The organism is Pseudooceanicola pacificus, from assembly GCF_009789075.1.
Classification (GTDB): domain Bacteria; phylum Pseudomonadota; class Alphaproteobacteria; order Rhodobacterales; family Rhodobacteraceae; genus Pseudooceanicola; species Pseudooceanicola pacificus.
This window is the reverse complement of sequence record NZ_WNXQ01000004.1, coordinates 309,700-331,608: the sequence shown is the minus strand read 5'-3', so window position 1 is coordinate 331,608 and position 21,909 is coordinate 309,700. Positions and strand designations below refer to the sequence as shown.

At 64.2% G+C, this 21,909-nt stretch carries 22 protein-coding genes; 12 read left to right on the top strand and 10 right to left on the bottom strand.

The features are described 5' to 3' along the window. Window positions 1-53: 53 nt before the first annotated feature. The 4 genes from GLS40_RS09675 (at window position 54) to GLS40_RS09660 (ending at window position 2,757) form a co-directional block, all read left to right on the top strand. Window positions 54-1,259 (top strand): pyridoxal phosphate-dependent aminotransferase, encoded by a 1,206-nt coding sequence (locus GLS40_RS09675; RefSeq protein WP_160382553.1) that lies wholly within the window; start codon window positions 54-56, stop codon window positions 1,257-1,259. A gap of 32 nt (window positions 1,260-1,291) precedes the next feature. Next, the gene (locus tag GLS40_RS09670) at window positions 1,292-2,167 is read left to right on the top strand and encodes an isocitrate lyase/phosphoenolpyruvate mutase family protein (protein WP_160382552.1); all 876 of its coding nucleotides are present in this window, start codon (window positions 1,292-1,294) and stop codon (window positions 2,165-2,167) included. Between the two features lie 68 nt (window positions 2,168-2,235). Next, the gene (locus tag GLS40_RS09665; RefSeq protein ID WP_160382551.1) at window positions 2,236-2,379 is read left to right on the top strand and encodes a hypothetical protein; all 144 of its coding nucleotides are present in this window, start codon (window positions 2,236-2,238) and stop codon (window positions 2,377-2,379) included. Window positions 2,380-2,388: 9 nt separating this feature from the next. Further along, the gene (locus tag GLS40_RS09660; RefSeq protein WP_160382550.1) at window positions 2,389-2,757 is read left to right on the top strand and encodes a DUF5655 domain-containing protein; all 369 of its coding nucleotides are present in this window, start codon (window positions 2,389-2,391) and stop codon (window positions 2,755-2,757) included. 175 nt (window positions 2,758-2,932) lie between these two features. Here GLS40_RS09660 and GLS40_RS09655 read toward each other — a convergent pair whose 3' ends face one another. Further along, window positions 2,933-3,490 carry a TetR/AcrR family transcriptional regulator gene (locus tag GLS40_RS09655; RefSeq protein WP_160382549.1) on the bottom strand — a complete coding sequence of 186 codons (558 nt, stop codon included), beginning with the start codon at window positions 3,488-3,490 and terminating at the stop codon, window positions 2,933-2,935. 98 nt (window positions 3,491-3,588) lie between these two features. On the opposite strand from GLS40_RS09655, the gene GLS40_RS09650 reads away from it, so the two are divergent. Beyond that, window positions 3,589-4,257 carry a glutathione S-transferase gene (locus tag GLS40_RS09650; protein WP_235905849.1) on the top strand — a complete coding sequence of 223 codons (669 nt, stop codon included), beginning with the start codon at window positions 3,589-3,591 and terminating at the stop codon, window positions 4,255-4,257. Between the two features lie 3 nt (window positions 4,258-4,260). Here GLS40_RS09650 and GLS40_RS09645 read toward each other — a convergent pair whose 3' ends face one another. From GLS40_RS09645 to GLS40_RS09625, 5 genes are all read right to left on the bottom strand, one after another. After that, window positions 4,261-5,565: a TRAP transporter large permease gene (locus GLS40_RS09645; protein ID WP_160382548.1), complete on the bottom strand. Its 1,305-nt coding sequence runs from the start codon at window positions 5,563-5,565 to the stop codon at window positions 4,261-4,263. Further along, window positions 5,555-6,067, bottom strand: coding sequence for a TRAP transporter small permease (locus GLS40_RS09640; RefSeq protein WP_160382547.1), 513 nt, complete (start codon window positions 6,065-6,067; stop codon window positions 5,555-5,557). Before GLS40_RS09640 ends, GLS40_RS09645 begins: the two co-directional genes overlap by 11 nt. Window positions 6,068-6,101: 34 nt before the next feature. Then, the gene (locus tag GLS40_RS09635; protein ID WP_160382546.1) at window positions 6,102-7,214 is read right to left on the bottom strand and encodes a C4-dicarboxylate TRAP transporter substrate-binding protein; all 1,113 of its coding nucleotides are present in this window, start codon (window positions 7,212-7,214) and stop codon (window positions 6,102-6,104) included. Between the two features lie 65 nt (window positions 7,215-7,279). Continuing rightward, window positions 7,280-8,662, bottom strand: a complete 1,383-nt coding sequence (locus GLS40_RS09630) for an amidohydrolase family protein (protein WP_160382545.1) — start codon at window positions 8,660-8,662, stop codon at window positions 7,280-7,282. Between the two features lie 68 nt (window positions 8,663-8,730). Next, window positions 8,731-9,498, bottom strand: a complete 768-nt coding sequence (locus tag GLS40_RS09625; RefSeq protein ID WP_160382544.1) for an SDR family NAD(P)-dependent oxidoreductase — start codon at window positions 9,496-9,498, stop codon at window positions 8,731-8,733. Between the two features lie 180 nt (window positions 9,499-9,678). On the opposite strand from GLS40_RS09625, the gene GLS40_RS09620 reads away from it, so the two are divergent. Beyond that, complete coding sequence (locus GLS40_RS09620; RefSeq protein ID WP_160382543.1) at window positions 9,679-10,464, top strand: cyclase family protein; 786 nt, start codon at window positions 9,679-9,681, stop codon at window positions 10,462-10,464. Between the two features lie 41 nt (window positions 10,465-10,505). On the opposite strand, the gene GLS40_RS09615 is transcribed toward GLS40_RS09620, so the two are convergent. Beyond that, window positions 10,506-11,567, bottom strand: a complete 1,062-nt coding sequence (locus tag GLS40_RS09615; RefSeq protein ID WP_160382542.1) for an amidohydrolase family protein — start codon at window positions 11,565-11,567, stop codon at window positions 10,506-10,508. Window positions 11,568-11,581: 14 nt separating this feature from the next. Between GLS40_RS09615 and GLS40_RS09610 the strand changes: the two genes are divergently transcribed. The 3 genes from GLS40_RS09610 (at window position 11,582) to GLS40_RS09600 (ending at window position 14,745) form a co-directional block, all read left to right on the top strand. Continuing rightward, complete coding sequence (locus GLS40_RS09610) at window positions 11,582-12,514, top strand: fumarylacetoacetate hydrolase family protein (RefSeq protein WP_160382541.1); 933 nt, start codon at window positions 11,582-11,584, stop codon at window positions 12,512-12,514. A gap of 142 nt (window positions 12,515-12,656) precedes the next feature. After that, on the top strand, window positions 12,657-13,316 hold the full coding sequence (locus tag GLS40_RS09605; protein WP_160382540.1) for a TetR/AcrR family transcriptional regulator: 660 nt from the start codon (window positions 12,657-12,659) through the stop codon (window positions 13,314-13,316). A gap of 589 nt (window positions 13,317-13,905) precedes the next feature. Beyond that, window positions 13,906-14,745 carry a methylenetetrahydrofolate reductase gene (locus GLS40_RS09600; protein WP_235905848.1) on the top strand — a complete coding sequence of 280 codons (840 nt, stop codon included), beginning with the start codon at window positions 13,906-13,908 and terminating at the stop codon, window positions 14,743-14,745. 23 nt (window positions 14,746-14,768) lie between these two features. Here the strand turns inward: GLS40_RS09600 and GLS40_RS09595 are convergent, their stop codons facing one another. Genes GLS40_RS09595 through GLS40_RS09585 form a run of 3 tightly spaced genes read right to left on the bottom strand, consistent with a single transcriptional unit; the run spans window position 14,769 to window position 18,724 of the window. Then, window positions 14,769-16,817: a molybdopterin cofactor-binding domain-containing protein gene (locus tag GLS40_RS09595; RefSeq protein WP_160382538.1), complete on the bottom strand. Its 2,049-nt coding sequence runs from the start codon at window positions 16,815-16,817 to the stop codon at window positions 14,769-14,771. Then, window positions 16,814-17,278, bottom strand: coding sequence for a (2Fe-2S)-binding protein (locus GLS40_RS09590; RefSeq protein WP_328598889.1), 465 nt, complete (start codon window positions 17,276-17,278; stop codon window positions 16,814-16,816). The genes GLS40_RS09595 and GLS40_RS09590 overlap by 4 nt, the downstream gene beginning before the upstream one ends. A gap of 54 nt (window positions 17,279-17,332) precedes the next feature. Further along, a complete protein-coding gene (locus GLS40_RS09585) occupies window positions 17,333-18,724 on the bottom strand; it encodes an aminomethyl transferase family protein (protein WP_160382536.1) in 1,392 nt (463 codons plus the stop codon). A gap of 473 nt (window positions 18,725-19,197) precedes the next feature. Here GLS40_RS09585 and GLS40_RS09580 point away from each other — a divergent pair, with 473 nt between their 5' ends. From GLS40_RS09580 to GLS40_RS09570, 3 genes are all read left to right on the top strand, one after another. Next, window positions 19,198-20,025, top strand: a complete 828-nt coding sequence (locus tag GLS40_RS09580; RefSeq protein ID WP_160382535.1) for an ABC transporter ATP-binding protein — start codon at window positions 19,198-19,200, stop codon at window positions 20,023-20,025. After that, window positions 20,015-20,788, top strand: coding sequence for an ABC transporter permease (locus tag GLS40_RS09575; RefSeq protein WP_160382534.1), 774 nt, complete (start codon window positions 20,015-20,017; stop codon window positions 20,786-20,788). The genes GLS40_RS09580 and GLS40_RS09575 overlap by 11 nt, the downstream gene beginning before the upstream one ends. Before the next feature lie 68 nt (window positions 20,789-20,856). Beyond that, window positions 20,857-21,882 carry an ABC transporter substrate-binding protein gene (locus tag GLS40_RS09570; RefSeq protein WP_160382533.1) on the top strand — a complete coding sequence of 342 codons (1,026 nt, stop codon included), beginning with the start codon at window positions 20,857-20,859 and terminating at the stop codon, window positions 21,880-21,882. Window positions 21,883-21,909 lie beyond the last annotated feature (27 nt).

The window sequence follows — 21,909 nt, the reverse complement described above, 5'->3', positions numbered from 1 at the left end:
TGCGGGCCTTTCGCGGGCCCGCACCCCTACCTCCAAAAGGCAAAGACAAGACTATGGGAATTCTTTCCTCGAAACTGGCGGCGGTGAAACCGTCGCAGACCAAGGCCATGACCGCACTGGCGGCGAGCCTTCGGGCCGAAGGCCGGTCCATCATCACGCTCAGCCAGGGCGAGCCGGATTTCGACACCCCGCCCAACATCTGCAAGGCCGCAACCGATGCAATCGCGGCCGGGCACACGAAATACACTGCGGTGGCCGGGATCGCGCCGCTGCGCGAGGCGGTGGCGGACAAGTTCCGGCGCGAGAACGGGCTCACCTTCTCGGCCGATCAGGTCACCGTGGGGTGTGGCGCCAAACAGCTTCTGTTCAATGCGCTGGTGGCAAGCCTCGACGAGGGATCCGAGGTGGTGTTCCCGACGCCGTGCTGGGTGTCCTATCCCGAGATGGTCAAGCTGGCCGGTGGTACGCCCATTGCGATCGAAACCCATGTCGCCGACGGTTTCATCCTGAAGCCCGAGGCGCTGCGGGCGGCGCTTGGCCCGCGCACCAAGTGGCTGATGCTCAATTCGCCGTCGAACCCGACCGGCGCCGTGTACTCCCGTGCCGACCTCGCCGCGCTGGCCGACGTGTTGCGCGACTTCCCTGATGTCTGGGTCCTGTCCGACGACATCTATGAACATCTCGTCTATGGCGAGGCCGCCTTTGCCACCATGGCCGAGGTCGCACCCGATCTGGCAGGCCGGGTCCTGACAGTCAACGGCGTGTCGAAATCCTATGCGATGACCGGCTGGCGCGTGGGCTATGCGGCTGGCCCGCTGGAGCTGGTAAAGGCGATGAATACCGTGCAGGGTCAGTCGACCTCGCACACCTGCTCGATTGCGCAATATGCCGCGCTTGAGGCGTTGACCGGCGATCAGAGCTTTCTGCCGGACTTCCGCACGGCCTTCCGGGCGCGACGAGACCTTGTGGTCGACCTGCTCAACGGGATTGATGGGCTCAGCTGCCGCACACCCGATGGCGCCTTCTATGTTTTCGCCGCCTGCGATGCACTGCTGGGCCGGATGGCACCCTCTGGCAGGCGGATCGCGACAGACATGGATTTCGCCATGTACCTTATGGAAGAGGCCGGCGTCGCCGTGGTGCCCGGTTCGGGCTTCCTGGCCGACGGCTTCATCCGCATTTCCTACGCATCCTCCGAGGAAGACCTGCGACACGCCTGCAGCGCCATTGGCGCCGCCGTCGCAAAACTGGCCGCTTGAGCCTGATCCCCACAAGGGAAGGAGACCCGACAATGAGAAACACCAGCAAGTCGCTGCGAGAGATCATCTCTTCTGGCGGGATGGCCCGCGTCATGGCAGCCCATGACCCAATGTCCGCCCGCCTGGTGGAAGAAGCCGGGTTCGACGCCATCTGGGCCAGCGGGTTCGAGTTTTCGGCGGCCTTGGGCCTCGCGGACGTCTCGCTTGTTTCGATGACCCAGCATCTGGACAACATGCGCCGGATGGCCGACCGGTCGTCCCTGCCGATCGTTGCCGATATCGACACCGGGTATGGCAATGCGGTCAATGTCATCCACACCGTGAAGCAGTTCGAGGCAGCGGGCGCCTCGGCCGTGGTGATCGAGGACAAGGCCTTTCCCAAGGTCACGTCGCTGATTGCCGGCGGTCGTCAGGATCTTTTGCCGATCCCGGAAAACCAGGGCAAGATCGAGGCCGCGGTCAGCGCGCGGAGCGATCCGGATTTCCTGATTATCGCGCGGGTCGAGGCGCTGATCGCCGGGCGCGGCGAGGCCGAGGCGCTGGAGCGCGCCCGTGCCTACGAGGCCGCTGGCGCCGACATGATCCTGATCCATTCCAAGCAAGAGACCCCGGACGAAATCGAAAGCTTCATCGCGACCTGGTCCGGCTCCGTGCCCATCGTCATCGTGCCGACGGCCTATCCCCAGATGACGGAGGCCCGGGCGCGCGCGCACGGCAAGATCGGGATGCTGATCTACGGCAACCACGCCATCCGCGCCGCCGTGACCGGGATGCAAAAAGTCTTTGCGCAGATCATCGCGGAAGGCGGGATCGAGACGGTGAACGAAGAGATCGTGCCCGTCTCGGAGATCTTCCGCCTTCAGGACATGGACGAGGTGAAGCGGATCGAAAAGCGCTTCCTGCGCTGAACCCTTGGCGGGGAGGGGGCCTCTCCTCCCCCGCCAGCTACCCGGCCATCGGGAGATACGGAGCCATCGTGTCCGGCACCCAGTTTCCCGCCGACGTCGACGCGATGTCCGACGACACCGTCGCCTGGATGAACCTCGAAGACGGACTCGCGACGAAGATTGGCTTTGCGGCGCAGGATGCTGCCGCTCGACCTTCGGGGCGCGGGCGCTAGGTTTTCGGTATGACAAAGCCTCAAGTCGAACAGTATCTTGCGGACAAGAACCAGGACGCCGTTCCCGTGTTCATGGCGTTTCGGGACGCGGCACTGGCCGCGGGCGACGGCGTGACCGAGAAGGTTTCCAGAACCATGGTTGCCTGGAAAAGCACGCGGACCTTTGCGACCGCATATGTGAAGGGCAAGTATCTGGAGTGCTCGATCGACCTGCTGCGAGAGGTCAGGCACCAGCACCTGAAAGCAGCCTTTGCCACGACAAAGACAGTCATCACGCACCGGTTCACACTCGAACCCGACGAGGACGTGGATGCCGACATGCGGTCCTGGCTGAGCGAAGCGTTCCGGGATGTGGGTCCGGGTGCGCGACGCACCTAGGACATGAGCGCAACGGCCCGACAGGCCCTGGACCCGGCCTGAGCCGCGCAAGGCGTGAAGCCTGGCACAGGCCGGCGGGCCGCCATCCGCTGCGGGCCACGCCACGATCAGATGCACGGACAAGACAGCCCTTCTCTGACAAGGCCCGGGTGCCGCTGGCCCGGGTGCGATCGTGTCACGCCGGTAGCAGACCGACGGCTCTATAGCTTGCGATAATGCCATCATACCGGGGCAAACCGCCCAACCCGCGTGCCGTCAATTGCGCCCCTGCGACCGCCGCGTAGATGGCATCGGCGCGCCGCATGGCGATGGTCTCGGGCTCAAGCTGGGACAGCTTCCCGGCAAGCCATGTCACGTTGATATTGATAAACTCGCGGATCTCTGTCTGCACCTCTTCGGGAACGTCATCGCTCTGGGCTGACAGAAAGCTTGCCAGGCAGATGCGATTGTCGCCGTCCAGAGCCTTTCGGAATATCCCCGGATAGGCCAGCAGGCAGGCCCGCGGTGTGTCATGCTCTTGCGAAATTGCGTCGAGGGCCGCCTGCACATCCTCGCAATACCGCCGCGCCACGGCGGCGCCGAGGGCCGCCTTGCTCGGGAAATGATGATAGAGGCTGGGCGCCCTGATGCCGATCGTCGCGGCAAGGTCCCGGAAATTCAAACCGTCATAGCCATGCGCCTGCACCTGCGTTCGAGCTGTCGAGAGGATCTTCTCCCTGGTGGTGTTGGACATGACCTATCGCTTTCAATTCTCTTGCATGGTGCAGGATTGACTCTGCGGCGAGCCATGTCAAAGTGCCTACCAAGTGGTAGGTAGAGGCGCAAATCCCAATGATGACGATCCATGATTTCAACCGGGGGCCCTTTCCTGCCCGTGTTCGCATCGCGCTGGCGGAATTGGGTTTGCAGGACAAGGTCCGTTTTGTCGAAGTGAACCTGAGGACCGGCGCCCACAAGCGGCCGGAGTTTCTGGCGAAGAACTATTCGGGCACCCTGCCCGTCCTCGAACTTGCAGACGGGGCATTCATTGCCGAATGCACCGCAATCACCGAATACCTTGATCATCTTGGTGACCGGCCCCGCCTCACCGGCACCACGGCGCGGGAACGGGGTGTGATCCACATGATGAACAAGCGCGCCGAGATCGAATTCCTGGACCCGATCAGCGTCTACTTCCATCACGCGACCCCTGGTCTCGGGCCCGATGTCGAGCTCTACCAGAATGCCGAATGGGGCGAGCGGATGCGCGACAAGGCGTTGCGCGGGGCGCGATATTTCGACGAGGTCCTTTCGCAGCGCCCCAATGTCGCGGGCGAGACGTTTTCGATGGCGGACATAACCGTCGTCGCCGCCTTCATTTTTGCGGATATCGTCAAACTGACGATCCCGTCGCACCTTGGCCATCTGCATGCATGGCACGACCGAATGTCGGCCCGACCAAGTGTGCAGGGATGGCGTGACATGGGGCGATCCGACAGGAACATGCCTTTGGAGACATAACCCCTAGCCTAGTAGCCTTGGCAGGAAGAGGACGATCGACGGAAAGGCGATGATCGCGGCCAGCACAAAAATGTCCGAGACAATGAAGAGAACGGCCCCCGCAAACATCTGGCTCAGCGATGCGTAGTCTGACGCGACGGATCTGATGACGAAGACGTTCATGCCGATTGGCGGGGTAATCATCCCGATTTCCAGAAGCTTGACGACCACGACCCCGAACCAGATCAGGCTCAGGTCATTCGCCTCGAGGATCGGCAGCAGGATCGGCAGGGTCACAAGCATCGCGCCGAGCGGCTCCATGAACATGCCCAGCACCAGGTAAATGAGCACAATGATCAGCATGATCTGCCAGTAGCTCATGCCGGCGTCCGAAAAGGCGTTGCCGATCAGTCCCGTAACGCCGCTGAGCGACAGAAACCGGGTGAACAGGACGGTCCCGACTCCGACAAAGAACAGGGCGCTGCAGGTCACCAGCGTCTCGCGGATCGCCTCCAGCAAACTGCCGGTGTTCAGCTGTCCGATGAACCAGGCCAGCAGGATTGCACCGACAGCCCCGACGGCCCCGGCCTCCGTCGCCGTGAACAGTCCGCCGAACATGCCGCCGAACACCAGCAGGATAAGCGCGATGATGGGGGCGACGCCGCCCAGGGCCTGACCGGTGGTCGTGCCGTCCCTGTCCTGCGCCTCCCTGGGGATGAGGTGGGGCCGGAAGAGCGCAACGAGGTAGATGACCACGCAGTAGCCGAAGGCCGTGAGCAATCCGACCGATATGCCGCCCAGAAAGACAGGCGTCACCGCTGTTTCGGTGAAAACGCAATAGAGGATCATCAGGATCGACGGCGGGATCAGCGCACCCAGGGTGCCACCGGCGGCAACAAGGCCGCATGCGATGCCGGGATGGTATCCCTGGGCAACCATGCGGGGAATCGCGATCCGACCCATGGCAGCCGCGCCCGCCAGGCTGGATCCACAGGCAGCCGCGAAGCCCGAACACGCCATGATGCAGGCGATCCCCAGGCCGCCCGGGATCATGCGGAACACGACCCGCGCCGCATCGAACAGGCGGTTGGTCAGGTTCGCGTAGAAGCTGACATAGCCCATCAGCAGGAACATCGGGATGGCGCTGAGCGTCCAGCTTGCGGTGAAGTTGTAGGGTGTCGTGGCCAGCGTGCTCAGCGCCGCCGGCCAGCCGACCATGTAGCCGGTGCCGACATAGGCCACGCCGGCCATGGCCACAGCCAGCGGAACGCGCACGAGCAGCAGCACGCAGAGGACGGCCAGGCCGACAAAGCCGACTTCAGTGTTCATTGGGCGTCTCTTTCCCTGTTTGGTCCCGCACAAGCCCGCGCCCGAGCCGGACCACGATGGCGAAGTAGGCGAGCGCTGCCATCGCCAGCCCGACCGGCGGGAAGAAATGGGCAATCCAGATCGGCAGCTTCAGATCGACGGAGATGATGAAGGCGCGCGTTGCCATCTTGCCCATGGCCTCCTGCCAGGTGGCATAGGCCAGCAGGGCGATCAGCCCCCCCGAGATCAGCGAGACGACCAGGGTGTTCAGCCGCATCATCCGTTCGGAATAGAGGCCGCCGAACACCTCGATCACGATCATCCGCTCGCGGTTGATCACCCAGGCCAGCGGCAGAAAGGCGAGAACCGGCATGTAGTATCCCGCCACGATCTCGACCGTGCCGTAGACGGGATTTCCGACAGTGCGCAGGACCGTGTCGACGACGATATGTATCGCCATCAACATCAGAGCCGCTGCACCCAGGACGGAGGCCGCCGCAAACAAGCGCGCCAGAATTCTCATCCTCCGTCCCTCCCCGCCCGCCGGTCTTGCGGCCTTACTGGCCGTAGGTGGCAAGATCCACCTTGTCCCAGACTTCTGCGGTGACCCGCGCGGCCATGGCTTCGGCTGTCCGGTCGGTGTCCTTGCCGATCTCCGTCCATTTCTCGACCAGTTCCCCGAACCGTTTCAGTTTCGCCTCTGCGTCGGTGATGCCGTAGGTCGACGTTACGGTTTCGGCCATCATGTCGAATTCTCTCTTGCGGAAATCGTCCGTCTTCTCGACCAGCGCCGCAGGCGGCTGCATCAACTGCACACCGTTGGACACGGCCTTTTCCCTTGCCCCGGCCGGCATATCGTATCCCCAGGCCGCGTTGAGGTCACCCAGAGAGCGCGTGGTTGCACGCATGTAGGCGGCGCGCTCGTCCATCGACAGGCTACCCCAGGTCCGCGTCGAGATGGCCGCGGTTGCCGTGGTGAAATACAGGCCCACGGGCAGCTCGATCAGGAACTTGGCGACCTCGCTCAGGTTGTAGGTCGTGATTTCGATGGGGGACACGACCGTTCCGTCGATCACCCCCTGGGACATCGCCTCGAACTGGTCCGGCGGGGTCATGTCGACGGGGATCCCCCCCAATTCCTTGAGCCACCGGCCGTAGGACCCGGCAGGCACGCGCAGGCGAAGGCCCTTGACGTCCTCGATGCTGTTGATCGGCTTTCTTGTCAGCAGGATGACCGGGTCGGTGGAGGCGGAACCGGTGTAGACCATCCCCGCCCGTTTGAACTCTGCCTGACATTCCTCGCAGGTGACGGCATATTCCGTCAACGCCGAGCTCATCACGAAGGGATCGGGGTTCATCAGCGCCAGCTGCACCGTCATTGCGGTGTTGGGCACATCGCTGCTGAAGAAGGCAGGCAGCACGTTGGCGACATCGGCCAGCCCGCTTTGCAGCGCCGAAAGGACCGACTTGTAGTCGACGATTTCCATGCCGAGAATCTGGAGGTTCAGCGCCCCGTCCGACTCTTCGGGAAGGTATTCGGCAAGTTTGTTGTACATGGCCGAGATCACCGCCGAGGACGGTGGCGTGGCCGGCGCGGCCCTGAGATCTCGGGCCTCTGCGGCCTGGCCGATCATCAAGGCGGAAAGCCCTGCAAAAAGTACGCGTTTCATGGTTCCGGTTCCTCCCTGGATTGTCTGGCTGGCCCCGATCGAACGTCCCGGGCCAGAAGTTGAGCTCATCCCGCCATGCGGCGCTGGATGGTCTCGAGATCGGCTTCGAACCCGCCGTTATCGACGGCCAGCGCGTGGACCCGCGCCACGGTCTCTTCCTGCATGCGGACCGCCCGCGAGGTATCGGCAAGAAGCCGGCCATCGCGTTTTGCGAACCTGCCGCCCACGATCACCGTATCGACCGCATTGACCCCGCCCTGCTGCAGGATGGCGGTGGCCGGCTTGCGCCGGTCCCACCCTGCCATCGACGGGCCATCGGCCCGCAGCAGCACGATATCGGCATATTTCCCCGGGGTCAGAGAGCCCGCAACATCCGCCAGCCCGACCGCGCGCGCGGCCTTGATCGTCGCCCATTCCAGCGCCTCGGCACAAGAGATCGGCGCACCGATGAAAGGCTCCGGCCCCATCTTCTGCGACAGCATGCTGCGTTCCACCTGCATGAACATGCGCGTGGGAAAGAACATGTCGGCGCTGTTGTTCGCCGTCATGTCGGTGCCGATGCAGATGTTCACGCCGGCGCGCGCGGCGTCGGCGCTGGACGGCCAGCCCATGGCCATCTGATATTCGGTCTCGGGCGTGAAGCAGACCGAGGTCCCGGCGGCGCCGACGGCCTCCCATTCATCCGCATCCGTGGATCCCATGTGGACCAGCGTCAGCCGGTCGCTGAGCAGGTCGTGCTCTGCCAGCTTCATGACGTAGCGCGGATTGCCGAGGGCGTTGTTGTGCATGAAGATCTGCATCCCGGCCTCGCGGGCGAAGGCGAACTGCGCCTTCACGCTGGCCAGGTCGTCCCCCCAGAGGGACACCTCGCGCGGGCATATCGCGAGCCGCACCAGACTGTCATCGGATGCGAACTGCTCTGCCTTGAGCGTCTTGAGGAAGGCCAGCCGGTCCTCGTTTGAAAAAGCCTGACCGGTATGCGCGAGCGACACGAAGCCGAAGCCCCAGACGCTGCGCCCGCCGGCCTCGCGGATGCCGCGCAGCGTCTCGTGGGCGTGATCCGGGCTGCGCACGTTGTGGCAGTAGTCGGCAACCGTGGTCACGCCGGCATTCAACGCCTCGTAAGAGCCGAGCAACGCGGTGGCGTACATGTCTTCCGGGCGAAAGAACGACGCCGCCAGAAAACGGACATTGCCGACGAAATCCAGGATAGACCAATCGGAGGTCACCCCCCGAAAGCCGCCCTCCCAGAGATGGCGGTGCGCGTCGATCATGCCCGGCATGGCGATGCAGCCGGTCGCGTCTATCGTCTCGTCGGCATCCGCGACCAGGCCGGGGCGGACGTCGAGAATCCGCTCCCCTTCGATCAGTATGTCGCCGGCAGGCAGTTCGCCGATGGCTGGATCGACCGAAGCCACGGCAGCGTTCTTTATGAGAATACGTTTCAAGACTGCAGACCTTTCCTTGATCTCGCCGACCGCCCCGCGCGCCGATTCATGGCACATCGCGGGACCGGTCACTGGAACAGCGCGCCACCGTCGACAATCAGGGATTGCCCCGTGATGAAGCTCGAGTCCTCTGACAGCAGGAACAACACGGCGCCGATCAGGTCCTCCGGCTGCTGCGGACGCGCGAAGCAGCGGCGCGCCGCCGCAAAGTCGACCAGCCCGGCGAAGGAGTCATTGGACAGAACGTTGTCCGAGGACACCAACCCCGGAATGATCGTGTTGACGCCGATCCCGTGGGGGCCGAGCGCCCGCGCGAACACACGGGTCATCGCCACGACAGCGCCCTTGGACGCGACGTAGTGCATCAGGTCCGCGCTGCCGACGATGACCGTCGAGGACGAGATGTTGATGATCCGCCCGGCCTTCCTCGGCTTCATCCGGCGCGCGACCTCCCGCGTCACGATGAAGCTGCCGGTGACGTTCACGTCCATGACCTGCCGGAATTCCTCAAGAGGAATGTCGTCAAAATCCATGGGTTGCAGGCGCCCGAAAAGCGCCGCGTTGTTCACCAGCCCGGTGATCCCGCCAAGCCCGGCCTCGACCGCGTCGACGAAATCGGACACCTCTTCGGGCCGGGTGATATCGACCCGGGCGCCATAGGCCGAACCGCCCAGGGCCTCGATTTCCTTCACCACGCCCGAAACGTCGGCAAGGTCACAGATCGCGACCGATGCCCCCGCTTCGGCTGCTGCCAGCGCATACCTGCGGCCGATGCCCTGTGCGGCGCCGGTGATGACAACCACCCCACCGCCGATACGGCCTGTTCCCGTCTTCAATGCAACCTCCCGTCGCGCTCACCGGCAAACCGGACCGCGTTCCCTCTACATTAAACAGGAGTTTAAAAACCGGAATCGCCACCGTCAAGCGCAAAAGATAGCTGTAAAGGCTTGAATAATCCAACCCGTTACCAAACAATGCTGACCACCGCAGCAAAGACTCAAACAGGATTTTGAATCATGAGACGCTTCGTCGATATCTCCGTGCCACTGCAGGGCGGCATCAAGAGCGATCCGCCCGCCTCGCGGCCGGAGATCACCTATCGCGACCATGCACAGACGGCCCCCAACATCGCGGAATTCTTCGGCGTCGGGGTCGATGCCCTGCCCGAGGGCCTTTATGCAGCGGTCGAGACCTGCCACCTGACCACTCACACGGGGACACATGTGGATGCCCCCTACCACTACTTCCCGCGCATGGACGAGGATCTTGTCGAAGGCGGGCGCCCGTCGCTGCGCATTGGCGAGGTTCCCCTGGAATGGTGCATGCAGCCGGCGGTGAAACTGGATTTTCGCCACTTTGACCACGGCTATGTCGCCACGCGCGCCGACGTCATTGCCGAACTCGAACGGATCGGGCACAGGCTGTCTCCTCTCGAGATTGTGGTCGTCAACACCAGCGCCGGGCTACGCTACGGGCAGGACGACTACCTCGACAGCGGATGCGGCATGGGGCACGAGGCGACGCTGTGGCTGTTGCAGCAGGGCGTCCGGATGGTTGGCACCGACGCCTGGAGCTGGGACGCCCCCTTTTCGCACACGCGGGAACGCGTACGCCAGAGCGGCAATGCCTCGCTGATCTGGGAAGGCCATCGCGCGGGCCGCAACATCGGCTATTCCCAGATCGAGAAGCTGTCGAACCTCGAAAAGCTGCCTTCGACGGGGTTCGAGATCGCGTGCTTCCCGGTCCATGTCAAAGACGCATCCGCCGGCTGGACCCGCGCCGTGGCCATCTTTGACGAATGACGGACCGGCGCCCGGCGAACATCCGTCGGGCGCGCCCGCATCTACAGCCGCAAAAGCGCCTCGGCGTTGCGGTGCAGGAAACGCGACATCCCGTCGTCCCCGAGGTCCAGGTGTGAGGCCCAGTCCGTCGCGGCGCTGTTCGACGCATAGGGCCAATCGACCGAAAACATCACCCGATCGATGCCCATCACGTCGATACAGAGCTGCAGGGACCGGTTCGAGAAAAATCCGCTGCTGGTCACGTGGAAATGCCGGGTGAACACCTCCGAGAAGTTCTTCATCGGGGTGTTGCGGGACAGCGCCTCCTCGATCCGCGGCATCAGGTAGGGAATGCCCTCGCCCAGATGCCCGAGGATGATCTGAACGTCAGGGCAGGCGTCAAACAGGCCGCTCAGCACAAGGCGCATGGCATGTGTGCCGGTGTCGATGGTGAAGCCCCAGGCGGCGTGCGCGAACATCGGATGAGACGTGTCGTAAGGCGCCAGATAGGCGCGGGACACCGCGTCCACCACCTGACCGGGATGCAGGTAGATGGGCACCCCCAGGTCCTGCGCGGCGCGAAACATGTCCAGATAGGCCGGATCGTCCAGAAAGCCTCCTCCCGTGGTGCCGTTGATCAGCGCGCCCCGGAAACCCAGATCCCCGACGGCGCGCCGCAGTTCGTCCGCACAGGCAGAGGGGGATGCGGTCGGCAGCGCGGCAAAGGCCATGAGCCGGTCTGGCGCCTCTTGCGTCAAGAGAGCTAAACGGTTGTTGGCCTGCAGCGCAAGGTCGGCGGAGGCATCGGGCCGCTGCATGCCCGGCGGCGCGGCTGAGAGAATCTGGACATCAACGCCCGCAGCGTCCATCTCGGGGAGGCGTATGTCATGCACGTCCGAAAGCTTGTTTATCAGGGCCTGACCCTCAATTGCCGTAAGATCGTCAGCATAGTGCTCTTCCAGTGCGATGACCCTGTGCTTGCCTATCATCTGTCCCGCTCCCTTACCTTCATCCTTCGGTTCGCCGGGCAACATTGCCTCAACACGAGGCATAGTTAAACACTTGTTTTTATCATCAGCGGCACCTAAAATACAGGCGGCGGGTCCCGCGGGAACGTCGAGCATTGAAAGGATGGCGGATGAAGCTGGTAACATTCAAACGGGCCCCCGAAGCGGGGGAAGAAATCGGCGCGATGCAGGGCGACGGAACAGTCGCAGTCCTGACTCCGGCGTCCGATCCCGCTTTCGCCTCCATGCTCGCGCTGATCGAAGGCGGCGAGGCGGCCATTGCTGCGGCAAACCATGCCATTTCGAGCGCAGAGCGCCTGCCCTACGGCAAGATCGTCATCTGCGCCCCCCTGCCCCGCCCGACCCAGATGAGGGACACCATCGGGTTCGAAAAACACATTCGCCAGGCCCGGGCCAATACGCATATCTTCGGCCGCATTCCGGCACGACTGGATCCCCGGGATGTAGAGGTTGCGCCGGTCTGGTTCGAGCAGCCGATTTTCTACAAGTGCAACCGGCTGTCGATTTCCGGCCCCGAGGCGGAAGTGCGCTGGCCGGCAGGCGAGACGCACCTAGATTTCGAACTGGAAATGGCCGTCATCATCGGCAAGCAGGGCCGCGACATTTCGGCGTCGGACGCGCCCGGCCACATCTTCGGGTTCACCATCTTCAATGATTTCAGCGCCCGGGACAAACAGTTCCGCGAGACCGTCGGCGGCCTGGGGCCGGCCAAGGGGAAAGATTTCGATACCGGCAACGCACTGGGCCCCTGCATCGTCACGATTGACGAGATCGGCAATTACAACGACCTGAGGATGCAGGCGCGGCTCAACGGCGAGACCTTGGCCGACGGGCGGTCATCGGAAATGCATCATTCGTTCGAGCGCATCATCGAACACATATCGACCGACGAAACCCTGTACCCCGGCGAAGTGATCGGGTCCGGCACCCTGGGCGATGGCTGCGGGCTGGAACACGGCAGGTTCCTGGAACCCGGCGACCAGGTCGAGCTGGAGATCGAAAACATAGGCATCCTGCGGAACACGATCGGCCCGCGGCGGTAGGCGTCGCGCCTGTCCGCGGCAGCGCATCGCGGGCAGGCTCGTGAATGTGAAACATTGTTTGGACGCCTCATGACCCCGGAGAAGGCAGCCATCGGGAACCGGGGTCTTGACACGAGGGTGGTTTGTTGACGCATACCGTATAATGACCGACCAAAGCGATCCTTCCCTGGCCTTCCACACCCGCAGCCGCATCCTGTCGGCAGCAGAACACCTGTTCGCCGAACGGGGCTTGGACGACGTGAACCTGCGCGAGATCACCGACCTTGCGCGGGTCAACCTTGCGTCGGTCAGCTACCATTTCGGGTCCCGGCACGGCCTGATGCTTTCGGTGTTCGACCGGGTCGCGGAACGCGCCAATCGCGAGAGGCTTGCCGAACTGAACGCCTATCTGGAAGGGCTCGGCGAAGAGACGAACCCGCAGATCGAGGACCTGATCTCGATTTTCCTCAGCGCCTACATCGGCCAGGGCGTGGAAAAGCAGGGGCGCATACTGGCCTGGTTCATGCTCAAGAGCCGGCTCGAACCGCTGGAAGGATTCTCCGAAGTCGTGGAGAGGCATTTCGATCCCTGGACCGACGCCATCGTATCCGCCCTCGAAAAGGCCTGCCCCCATCTGTCACATGCCGAAGTGTACTGGCGCTATTTCTTCATGACGGCGACGATCACGATGGTGATTACCGAACGCAAGGAAAACAACCGGATCCAGCGCATCTCGGACGGCGAGATCGACGTGTCGAACTCGGCGATGCTGCGACAGTCCCTGTCCCGGTATCTCATCTCCTCTTTCGAGCGCGTGCGCTGAACGGCCCCTTCACGACGCTCCCGGCTCGCCCATAGGGCTCCCGACCTGCAAGGGCGCCGGTCGGGATGTCATTTTGGGAAAACACCGGGCCAACAATCAAACATATGTTTACACGATGTGAGCAAACCACCGATGACGGTTTGATCACGGTCCGCCCAGGACATACCGTCAAAGAACGTTGCCATAGCCCCACAAAACCTGCGGATTCCTTGCATTTAATGGGCGGAAACTTTCGGCAGCCGGATGAGCCATGTCAGGGGCACTCCATCCATGTTGACGGGCCGACCCCAATAATATAAACATGTGTTTATGTTCCGGTGCGCAAGGGCGCCCTCCAACGCAAGCCGGTCACAGGTCGTGACCGGAACAAATGCGCTCTGCCGCGCCCTGTCCCGCGACAACTGCAGAGGGATCGTCTCGGCGGCGGCGCTGAAGCTCGAAAACATGGCCTTCCCCAACGGAGCCAAAACAGCGGTATCGGCCGACCGGGGCGACGCCTGGCAACGACGGGACGATGAGGTGCAACATGCTCTACGATGTCTCCGGCCCTGGACGGAACCAAGCGGCGATCAGCGCGAGATTGGCACAGATGACCGCATCCGCGTCGCTTGAGGTCTTGCCCAGGACACTTGCAAAGATCGATGACCTCGACACGGGCCTGCCCCGCGGGGGCCGGGTCTACATCGCCTGCATCGACGGAACCCCCATCGAAGAGATGATCGGCGCCGCTCGGCGCCTGACCGACGCGGGTTTTTGCGCGATGCCCCATGTCACCGCCCGTTCGATCCCCGACGCACAGAGCTTCCGCACCTGGATGACCCGTTACCGCGAGGAGGCCGGCGTGACCGGGGCCCTCGTCCTGGCCGGTGGCCGGCGTGTACCTGCGGGACCATTCCAGTCGTCCGTCCAGCTTCTGGACAGCGGCATCTTCGACCGCCTGGGATTCGACAGGCTGCATGTGGCCGGGCATCCCGAGGCGAACCGCGACATCGACCCCGACGACACCGCGCGCAACGCGCTGGCGGCCCTCGACTGGAAACAGGCCTATTCGGAACGCACGGACGCCGAAATGGCCATAGTCACGCAGTTCCTGTTCGATGCCCGCTCTCTCGGCTCTTGGGCGGCCACGATACGGCAGCGCGGCGTGACGCTTCCGATCCATGTCGGGCTTGCAGGGCCCGCCCGTCTGGCGACCCTGATCAGATATGCCATCGCCTGCGGTGTCGGCCCCTCGCTGCAGGTCTTGCAGAAACGGGCGCGCGACTTGCGCAAGCTGGCGCGCCCCTTCGAGCCGACGGAGCTGGCCCGGGACATCGCGCGGATGTCGGTCGAACGTCCGGACCTTGGGCTGGAACAGGTTCACGTCTTTCCGCTGGGCGGGATCGCGACATCCGCAGACTGGATCGAAACAGCGCGCCGCCGGGGATAGGCCGGGCGGCGCGGCCCCCGGCCTCACATCGACAGTGCCGCCTCGGCGAGCCTGTTGTGCGACAAGGGCAAGCGCCGGACCCTCATGCCAAGGCCGTGCGCCACGGCGTTGGCAACGGCCGCGCCAGTGGGCCCGACCATCGCCTCGCCCAACCCGAGCGGAGGCGCGTCGGCCTGCAGAATGAACTGCAGGTCGATCTCGGGCAGCTCCGGAAACCGCAGGATCGGGTAGTCGTCCCAGAGTGACGGGCGTAAGCCGTCCGGGGTCGGCAGCAACTCTTCGTGCAGGCACCAGCTGAGCGCCTGGATCATCCCGCCCTCGATCTGGTTTCGCGCACCGTCCGGGTCGATCAGGGCGCCGCCGTCGACAACCGCCCAGAGCCGGTTCACGCGCACCTCCTCGGCGATACTGACCTCGGCCGCGACTGCGGCCCAGGCCGCGCTGTTCTTGTAGCGGCAGTAGGCCATGCCCAGTCCACGCCCCTCCCCGCCGGTGCCACGCTCATGCCAGCGGCATGCGGCGGCCAGCCTCTCGACCACCGCGCGCGCACGCGGCTCAGACAGGTGCGACAGGCGGTAGTCGACCGGATCGCGCCCGGCTGCATCGGCCAGTTCGTCCATGAAGCTTTCGATGGCGAAGACATTCGCATGCGCCCCGAGCCCGCGCAGTGCCGAAGTCCTGATCCCGGGATCCGCGACGAAGTCCCGGAGCACCTCCACCGCCGGGATGTCGTAGCCGGGCTGCGCGTTGCGCAGGGCGCCCGCGCCAAGCGCGTCGGGCACATCCTCGGAGGCCGGCTTCGTCATCCCGGTCGCTTCGAGCGCGGCCAGCGTCTGGTTGCCGGGGCCGGTGCCTGGCCGCTCGCTGTGGGTCGGCGATCTGACGACCGCATGCCAGGCCTGAAGCGCGCCCGCCTCGTCGACATCCGCCGACACAGCCACCGACATCAGCGGCCCGACCGGGGCGAAAAGCATTTCATCCGCGCGCGACCACTGCACGCGGACCGGGCGACCGGGCAGTTCGCGCGCCAGGAAGGCGGCATCCGCCGCCGCGTCGTCGGCGCCGTTGTGGCCATAGCATCCGGCGCCGGGCAGGTGGATCACCTCGATGGTCTCTGGCGGCAGGGTCATGGCCTGCGACAGGGCCCGGCGCAGCGGGAAAATGCCCTGGGAATGGGTCCAGACCCTGAGCGCCGGCGTTTCCCCCGGCATCCAGAGCGCCACGCCGCAGGACGGGCCGATGGAGCCATGCAGAAGGTGCGGCCGGTGGTAGGTCGCCGCGATCCGGCGGGTGGCATTGCGTCGTGGAGGTTCCGCGCCGAACTCGGCCCCGGACCCGCCGTCATAGGCGGCGGGCAGAGGCGCATCGGGCGCCCTCAGCCGCGCGGCAGCCCGTTCCACCGGGAATTCCCGCTCGCCGACGATCGCGCGGAAGCGCCCGCGCTCGATCAGCCGGCATCCGGCCCCGATGTCCCCGTCGCTCAGCTCGGGTGCGGGCGCGGACGATCCCCGCAACATGCGGGCGTGCAGCATGTGCGGCAGCCGCAGGTCATGGATGAACCCCCTCCCCCGCATCTTCCCGGGCAGGTCGAGCCGCGCCATCGGGACGGGGTCGCGGACCGGCGGCATCGGGAGGTCGGTCGCAGAGACCGACAGATCGACATCCTGGCTCAGGTCGCCATAACCCAGCCCCGTATCGCGGCCATCGACATGAAAGCGGCCCTCCGAGACTGTGATCCCGGCCTCCGGCACACCCAGGCGCCGGACCGCCGCGGCGACGAAGAGCGCGCGAACCATGCCGCACGCGACCTGCACCGCGCTTCCCGACCGCTGGACCGACAGGCTGCCCGCGGTGATCCCGTCGTCGGGATGCGTGGCGGTCGAGGGTGCCTGCACCCGGATCCGGTCGGGCGGCACCGACAGGGCCCCGGCCGCGATCCCGGCAAAGGCCGTGACGATGCCCTGCCCCAGCTCTACCTTACCGAACCTTAGAACCATTGTGCCGTCACGTTCGACCGCGATCCAGGTGGACAGCACGGGGTTTGCCTTCAGTGCCGGCGGCAGGTCGGTCATGCCCCTGCCCCCGCTTTCGCGGCGCGCAGAACGGCCGCGACGATACGGACATGCGCGCCGCAGCGACACAGATGCGGCGTCAACGCCGCGGCGACATCCGAGCGGGACGGATCGGGCGTGTCACGCAGCAGCATGCGCGCGGTCATGATGATGCCGGGGATGCAATAGGCGCATTGCCCGGCCTGTTCGGCGACGAAGGCGCGCAGGACAGGGTCGTCCTCGGGCACGCCTTCGATGGTCCGGATGTCGCAGCCTTCGGCCGCCTCGGCCGGAAAGGTGCAGGCGAACACCGGCTTTCCGTCGACCTCGACCCGGCAGGCGCCACAGCTTTCCGTTCCGCAGCCATAATGCGTCCCCGTCAGGCCAAGGGCATCGCGCAGGACGAAGAGCAGCGGCGCGCCGTCGTCGTATTCGACCGGCGTCTCTTCTCCGTTGATCTTGAGCGCGTAGTGTCGGATCACGTTCATCCATCCTCGAATACGGCGGGCCTGGACCTGCCGGGAGCGGACGCGGTGTCAGCGGGCGGTGACATTCCGCTGGATATCGTGCTGAAACGGCACCTCCGCAACTGTCGCGCGGATGGTGGTCTGCTCGTGCCGTTCCACCTGCGGCTTGCGCGATCCTCCGTTCGGCTCTCCCCAGGTTATCAGCACCTCGGTGCCGATGGCGGTATGGGGACCCTGCTCCAGAAGCGCAATCGAGACGACCTCGCCATAGGTGCAGACGTAGGACACGTTCAGCGACAGCCCAACCAGGTCGCCCCGGCCGTTGCGCACCTCGTCACACTGCTTCCAGGCATAGCTGAGCGAGGGAAAGTTGATCGCCTTGTACCGCGAGCGTTTCCCGAACTGCGATCCGAGGACCTTCATGATGTCGTCGTGATTCCAGACCAGCGACACCTTCTTGCGCTTTGCATCGTCGGGGATTTTCTCCAGCGCCTCGCGACCGAAGAAATCATGATCGAACTTGATGATCTTCTCGTAACCGAAGTCATAAGGCGTGGCGTAATAGTCGCTGATATCGGACCCGACAAAGCTGCCACCGAGCTGATAGCCCGCTTCGAACGTGTGGGCCGGCAGGTATCGCCGGTAGTCGGCGGCGGCCGGATCGGTCAGGATGCCCGGCACCGGATAGGGAATCCAGCCGCCGTGCGATCCGCCGTAATAGGCCGTCATGCCCATCGGTTTCAGCCCGGGCCCCTCACCCACCTTCAGGATATGGTCACGCACGGCATCCTGGTCATCGTAGGGGCCTGACAATTCCACGGCATAGGATCCGGTCATGCCGTGGCGCAGGACCATCACGTCCTTGCCCGCAATCCGCACGCGGGCGAAGCGAAAGAAGCCGATGTCCGGCATCTCCCCCTCGATGCAACTCGCAAAGATCTCCTTCGCGTTCGGGCCGCAGATCTCGAACCGATAGCGGCGACGGCGCCCGGTCGGATTGTTGTTCAGGGATTCGTCCAGGACCGTCTCGACGTCGTAACCACCCGTCTCGGCATGGTAGATGACCCAGTTGAGAACCGGCGCGCCGCTGACCAGTTCGAAGCTTTCCTCGCCATGCCGGTAGAGGATGCAATCGCCGATCAGGTAGCCGTTCGGGCTGACCGCCACGAATTGCTTGCCGCGGTCGAAGCCGTAATTCGCAAAGCCGTTGACGGCGATCCGGGACAGCAGTTTCAGCGCATCCGGCCCTTTGAGGTAGAGGGCGGGCAGGATGTAGGTCTGGTGCAGCAGGGCCGCGGTCTCGGCCGTCGCCAGCTGCTCGTCGCGCCAGTTGCTGTAGGCCGGCGGGACAGGCCCGCCCGGCGCCGCGGACGCGTGCCAAGGCTTTGCATCGTTGTAGAAGTAATCGACCAGGTCCGGCTTGCCATCCAGCAGGTCCTGAAAGCTTTGGCGGTCCGTCATTCTCTCTCTCCCTCTCGGCCACTTGCCGTCCGTGGCGCGAATGTCGCGGTCGCGCTTCGCACCACATCATACAAGCGTTTACTTAATATCATCATAAAATAGGCATGTGATTTCTCAAAGGTCAATACGGATAAAACACGTGTTTGCCTGCCATTCCAGGGTCGTAACGACCCCAAACACACGCTTCGGGAACCCGAATCGCCTGGACCGGGAACTGTCAGTCAGGCGCCGGCACGCGGTTTGGGCGGCGCGGGCGGCCCGGATGGCAAACTTGTGTTTTCATGTCGAAATGCCTTTTGACGCGCGCGATCATTCAGACCCCTTTCGATCAATATTTATTGGCCCTTGACACATGACGGTCTTGGATTCGAATATAAACACGTGTTTACTTGATGTGTCCAGGAGGAGGGGCAGGCCATGGCTGACACGCGATCCGTTACAGTTGAGGGCCCGGGCGGAACGGGACCGAACTGATGCATATGGATTCCGACATCTCGCCGCCCCTGCCCGCTCTCGTCTCGTTTGCGGGCATCCAGAAGACATTCGCCGCGCCCGAGGGGGATGGCACCCTTGTGGCCGTCGAAGGCGTCGATCTGACCCTGGAGGAGGGTCATATCCTGACAATTCTCGGGCCATCAGGTTGTGGCAAATCCACGCTGCTGAACATGCTGGCCGGCATCTACAAGCCAACCCGCGGCACCGTCACCTATCGCGGCGCGCAGGTGTCCGGGCTCAACCTCCGGACCGGCTACATGACCCAGAACGACCACCTGCTGCCCTGGCGCCGCATTCTGGCCAACGTGCGGGCGCCCTACGAGATTGCCGGGATGCCACGCAGGTCCGCGACTGCGAAGGCGATGGAGCTGATCGACCTGGTTGGCCTGACAGGTTTCGAAAACGCCTATCCGACACAGGTGTCGGGCGGCATGCGCAAGCGCGCATCGCTGGCACGGCTGCTGGCCTACAATCCGGAAACCCTGCTTCTGGACGAACCCTTCGTTGCGCTCGACGCACAGTTGCGGCTTGCCATGCAGGCAGAGCTGAGGTCGCTTGCCCGACGCCTGGGCAAGACCGTCCTTTTCGTGACCCACGATGTGGACGAGGCGGCCGCGCTTGGCGACAAATGCGCCGTCTTCACGGCGCGGCCCGGACGTATTCGCCAGGTCGTCGACATCGACCTGCCAGCCGACCGGGACCTGATGACCCTTCGCCAGAACCCCGACTACGGTCGGATCGCGGCCAAGCTCTGGGATCTGGTGACCCGCGAATCCAGGGAAGGCCGTATCAGTCATGAAACGTAGTCTCTATTTCTACCGTCTTGTCTTCGGTGTCGGCCTCCTGCTGCTCTGGCAGGTGGCTTCCGGCTGGCTGGTGTCGCCGGTCTATATCTCCTCGCCCGTCGCGGTGGCCGGGCGGCTGTCGGAGCTGATCGCCTCGGGCGAACTGTTCCGGCACGCCAGGATCACGGCCTTCGAAGCGATTGCCGGATTCCTGCTGGGCAGCGGCGTCGCGATCGTGGTGGGGCTGGTTCTGGGACGCGCGCGTCGACTGGCCGAAGTGCTCGACCCGTTCATCATGGGCTTTTACAGCCTGCCCAAGATCGCCCTCGCCCCGCTCTTCGTGATGTGGTTCGGCATCGACATGTCGATGAAGATCATCTTCACCGCGGCGGTCGTCTTTCTGGTCGTCTTCCTCAACACCTATTCCGGCGTGCGCAGCGTCAGCCCGGAACAGCAGACCGTCTTTCGCCTGATGGGCGCCACCGAGCGGCAGGTCGTCCGGATGGTCATCATCCCGGCGGCCCTGACCTGGGTATTCGTCGGCCTGCGCCTGTCGGCTCCTTACGCGCTGGTCGGCGCGATTGTCGGGGAAATCATCGCCGGCAACCGCGGCCTCGGCTACCTGGTGGCGCGCACGACGGCACAATTCGACACGGCAGGCGCCTTTGCCGCCATCGTCGCGATCGTGACACTCGGCGTCCTGCTGAACATGGGCATCAAGGCGCTGGAACGCTCCCTGATGCCGTGGCGCCAGATGGAAGATGCCCGCGAGGTCGCGATCTGACCCCACCGCAACGGGTGGACACGTTACCGCGCCCCGGCACGGGCCAAGATCAACCAAGGGAGGGAAATATGAAACTGTTGACCACAATGATGAGCGCTGGTGCAGCTGCTGCGATGGCTCTGTCCGTCGCGATTCCGGCCAGGGCAGACGAAAAGGTCGTCTTTGCGCAGAGCGGGGATGTCATCCTCTGGGCCCCGCTCTACATCGCCCGGGAACGCGGATACCTTGCAGACGAAGGCATCGACGCCGAGGCGATCACCGTCAAGGGCGGTCCGGCAACCCTTGCGGCGGTCGAGGCCGGAAACGCCCAGATCGCGCTTGGCTTCCCCGCCACGCCGATCACCGCCTTCACCAAGGGCATCGGGGTCACGCTGTTCGGGTCCCTGTCGACCGAATACGTCGCGTCGCTGGTGGTTCAGGGCGATGTGGCCAAGGACCTCGGGATCACGCAGGACATGTCGGTCAAGGACAAGATCGGCAAGCTGAAGGGCCACAGCATCGCGACAAACGCGGCGGGCAGCGCGGCCGACTACCTGCTGCAGAACCTTGTCCGCTATGCCGGAATGCAGCCTGACCGCGACATGACGATCACCCCCGTCGGCGACACCTCGGCGGTGCTGGCGGCATTCGAACGCAAGCGCATCGACGGCTTCATGGCGACCCCGCCGTCGGACCGCCTGGCGATGGACAATTTCGGGGCCGTGAAACTGATCGACTTCACCCGCGGCGAATACGAGGGCGTCGCCGGTATCCAGTATGTGGCAATGTCGGCCTCAACCGACTGGCTGGCAACGCATGGTGACACCGCCGCAGCGGTCCTGCGGGCGATGGACAAGGCGCTGGCCCTGATCCACGACAACCCCGAAGAGGCCAAGGCGTCGGTTCGCACCTTCTTCAAGGATATGGACGACACGATCTTCGAGGCCGGTTGGGACGGGACGGTCGGCAGCTTCCCGGCCAATGCGAAGATCCGCGAGGACAGTATCGTGAAGATCCTGAACTTCATGGAACTCATGTCCGGTGCGAAGGTCGATGTGAACATGGCCGATATCTACACTAACCAGTATTACGAGATGTCACTGTCCGGCCAGTGACCCACATCGCGGGCACGGGGGCATCCC

Bases quoted from the DNA above. Each gene is read 5' to 3' on its own strand.
- GLS40_RS09675 (WP_160382553.1), top strand. From the start codon at position 54: ATGGGAATTCTTTCCTCGAAACTGGCGGCGGTGAAACCGTCGCAGACC.
- GLS40_RS09670 (WP_160382552.1), top strand. From the start codon at position 1,292: ATGAGAAACACCAGCAAGTCGCTGCGAGAGATCATCTCTTCTGGCGGG.
- GLS40_RS09660 (WP_160382550.1), top strand. From the start codon at position 2,389: ATGACAAAGCCTCAAGTCGAACAGTATCTTGCGGACAAGAACCAGGAC.
- GLS40_RS09655 (WP_160382549.1), bottom strand. From the start codon at position 3,490: ATGTCCAACACCACCAGGGAGAAGATCCTCTCGACAGCTCGAACGCAG.
- GLS40_RS09650 (WP_235905849.1), top strand. From the start codon at position 3,589: ATGATGACGATCCATGATTTCAACCGGGGGCCCTTTCCTGCCCGTGTT.
- GLS40_RS09645 (WP_160382548.1), bottom strand. From the start codon at position 5,565: ATGAACACTGAAGTCGGCTTTGTCGGCCTGGCCGTCCTCTGCGTGCTG.
- GLS40_RS09640 (WP_160382547.1), bottom strand. From the start codon at position 6,067: ATGAGAATTCTGGCGCGCTTGTTTGCGGCGGCCTCCGTCCTGGGTGCA.
- GLS40_RS09635 (WP_160382546.1), bottom strand. From the start codon at position 7,214: ATGAAACGCGTACTTTTTGCAGGGCTTTCCGCCTTGATGATCGGCCAG.
- GLS40_RS09620 (WP_160382543.1), top strand. From the start codon at position 9,679: ATGAGACGCTTCGTCGATATCTCCGTGCCACTGCAGGGCGGCATCAAG.
- GLS40_RS09615 (WP_160382542.1), bottom strand. From the start codon at position 11,567: ATGCTCGACGTTCCCGCGGGACCCGCCGCCTGTATTTTAGGTGCCGCT.
- GLS40_RS09610 (WP_160382541.1), top strand. From the start codon at position 11,582: ATGAAGCTGGTAACATTCAAACGGGCCCCCGAAGCGGGGGAAGAAATC.
- GLS40_RS09605 (WP_160382540.1), top strand. From the start codon at position 12,657: ATGACCGACCAAAGCGATCCTTCCCTGGCCTTCCACACCCGCAGCCGC.
- GLS40_RS09600 (WP_235905848.1), top strand. From the start codon at position 13,906: ATGACCGCATCCGCGTCGCTTGAGGTCTTGCCCAGGACACTTGCAAAG.
- GLS40_RS09595 (WP_160382538.1), bottom strand. From the start codon at position 16,817: ATGACCGACCTGCCGCCGGCACTGAAGGCAAACCCCGTGCTGTCCACC.
- GLS40_RS09585 (WP_160382536.1), bottom strand. From the start codon at position 18,724: ATGACGGACCGCCAAAGCTTTCAGGACCTGCTGGATGGCAAGCCGGAC.
- GLS40_RS09580 (WP_160382535.1), top strand. From the start codon at position 19,198: ATGCATATGGATTCCGACATCTCGCCGCCCCTGCCCGCTCTCGTCTCG.
- GLS40_RS09575 (WP_160382534.1), top strand. From the start codon at position 20,015: ATGAAACGTAGTCTCTATTTCTACCGTCTTGTCTTCGGTGTCGGCCTC.
- GLS40_RS09570 (WP_160382533.1), top strand. From the start codon at position 20,857: ATGAAACTGTTGACCACAATGATGAGCGCTGGTGCAGCTGCTGCGATG.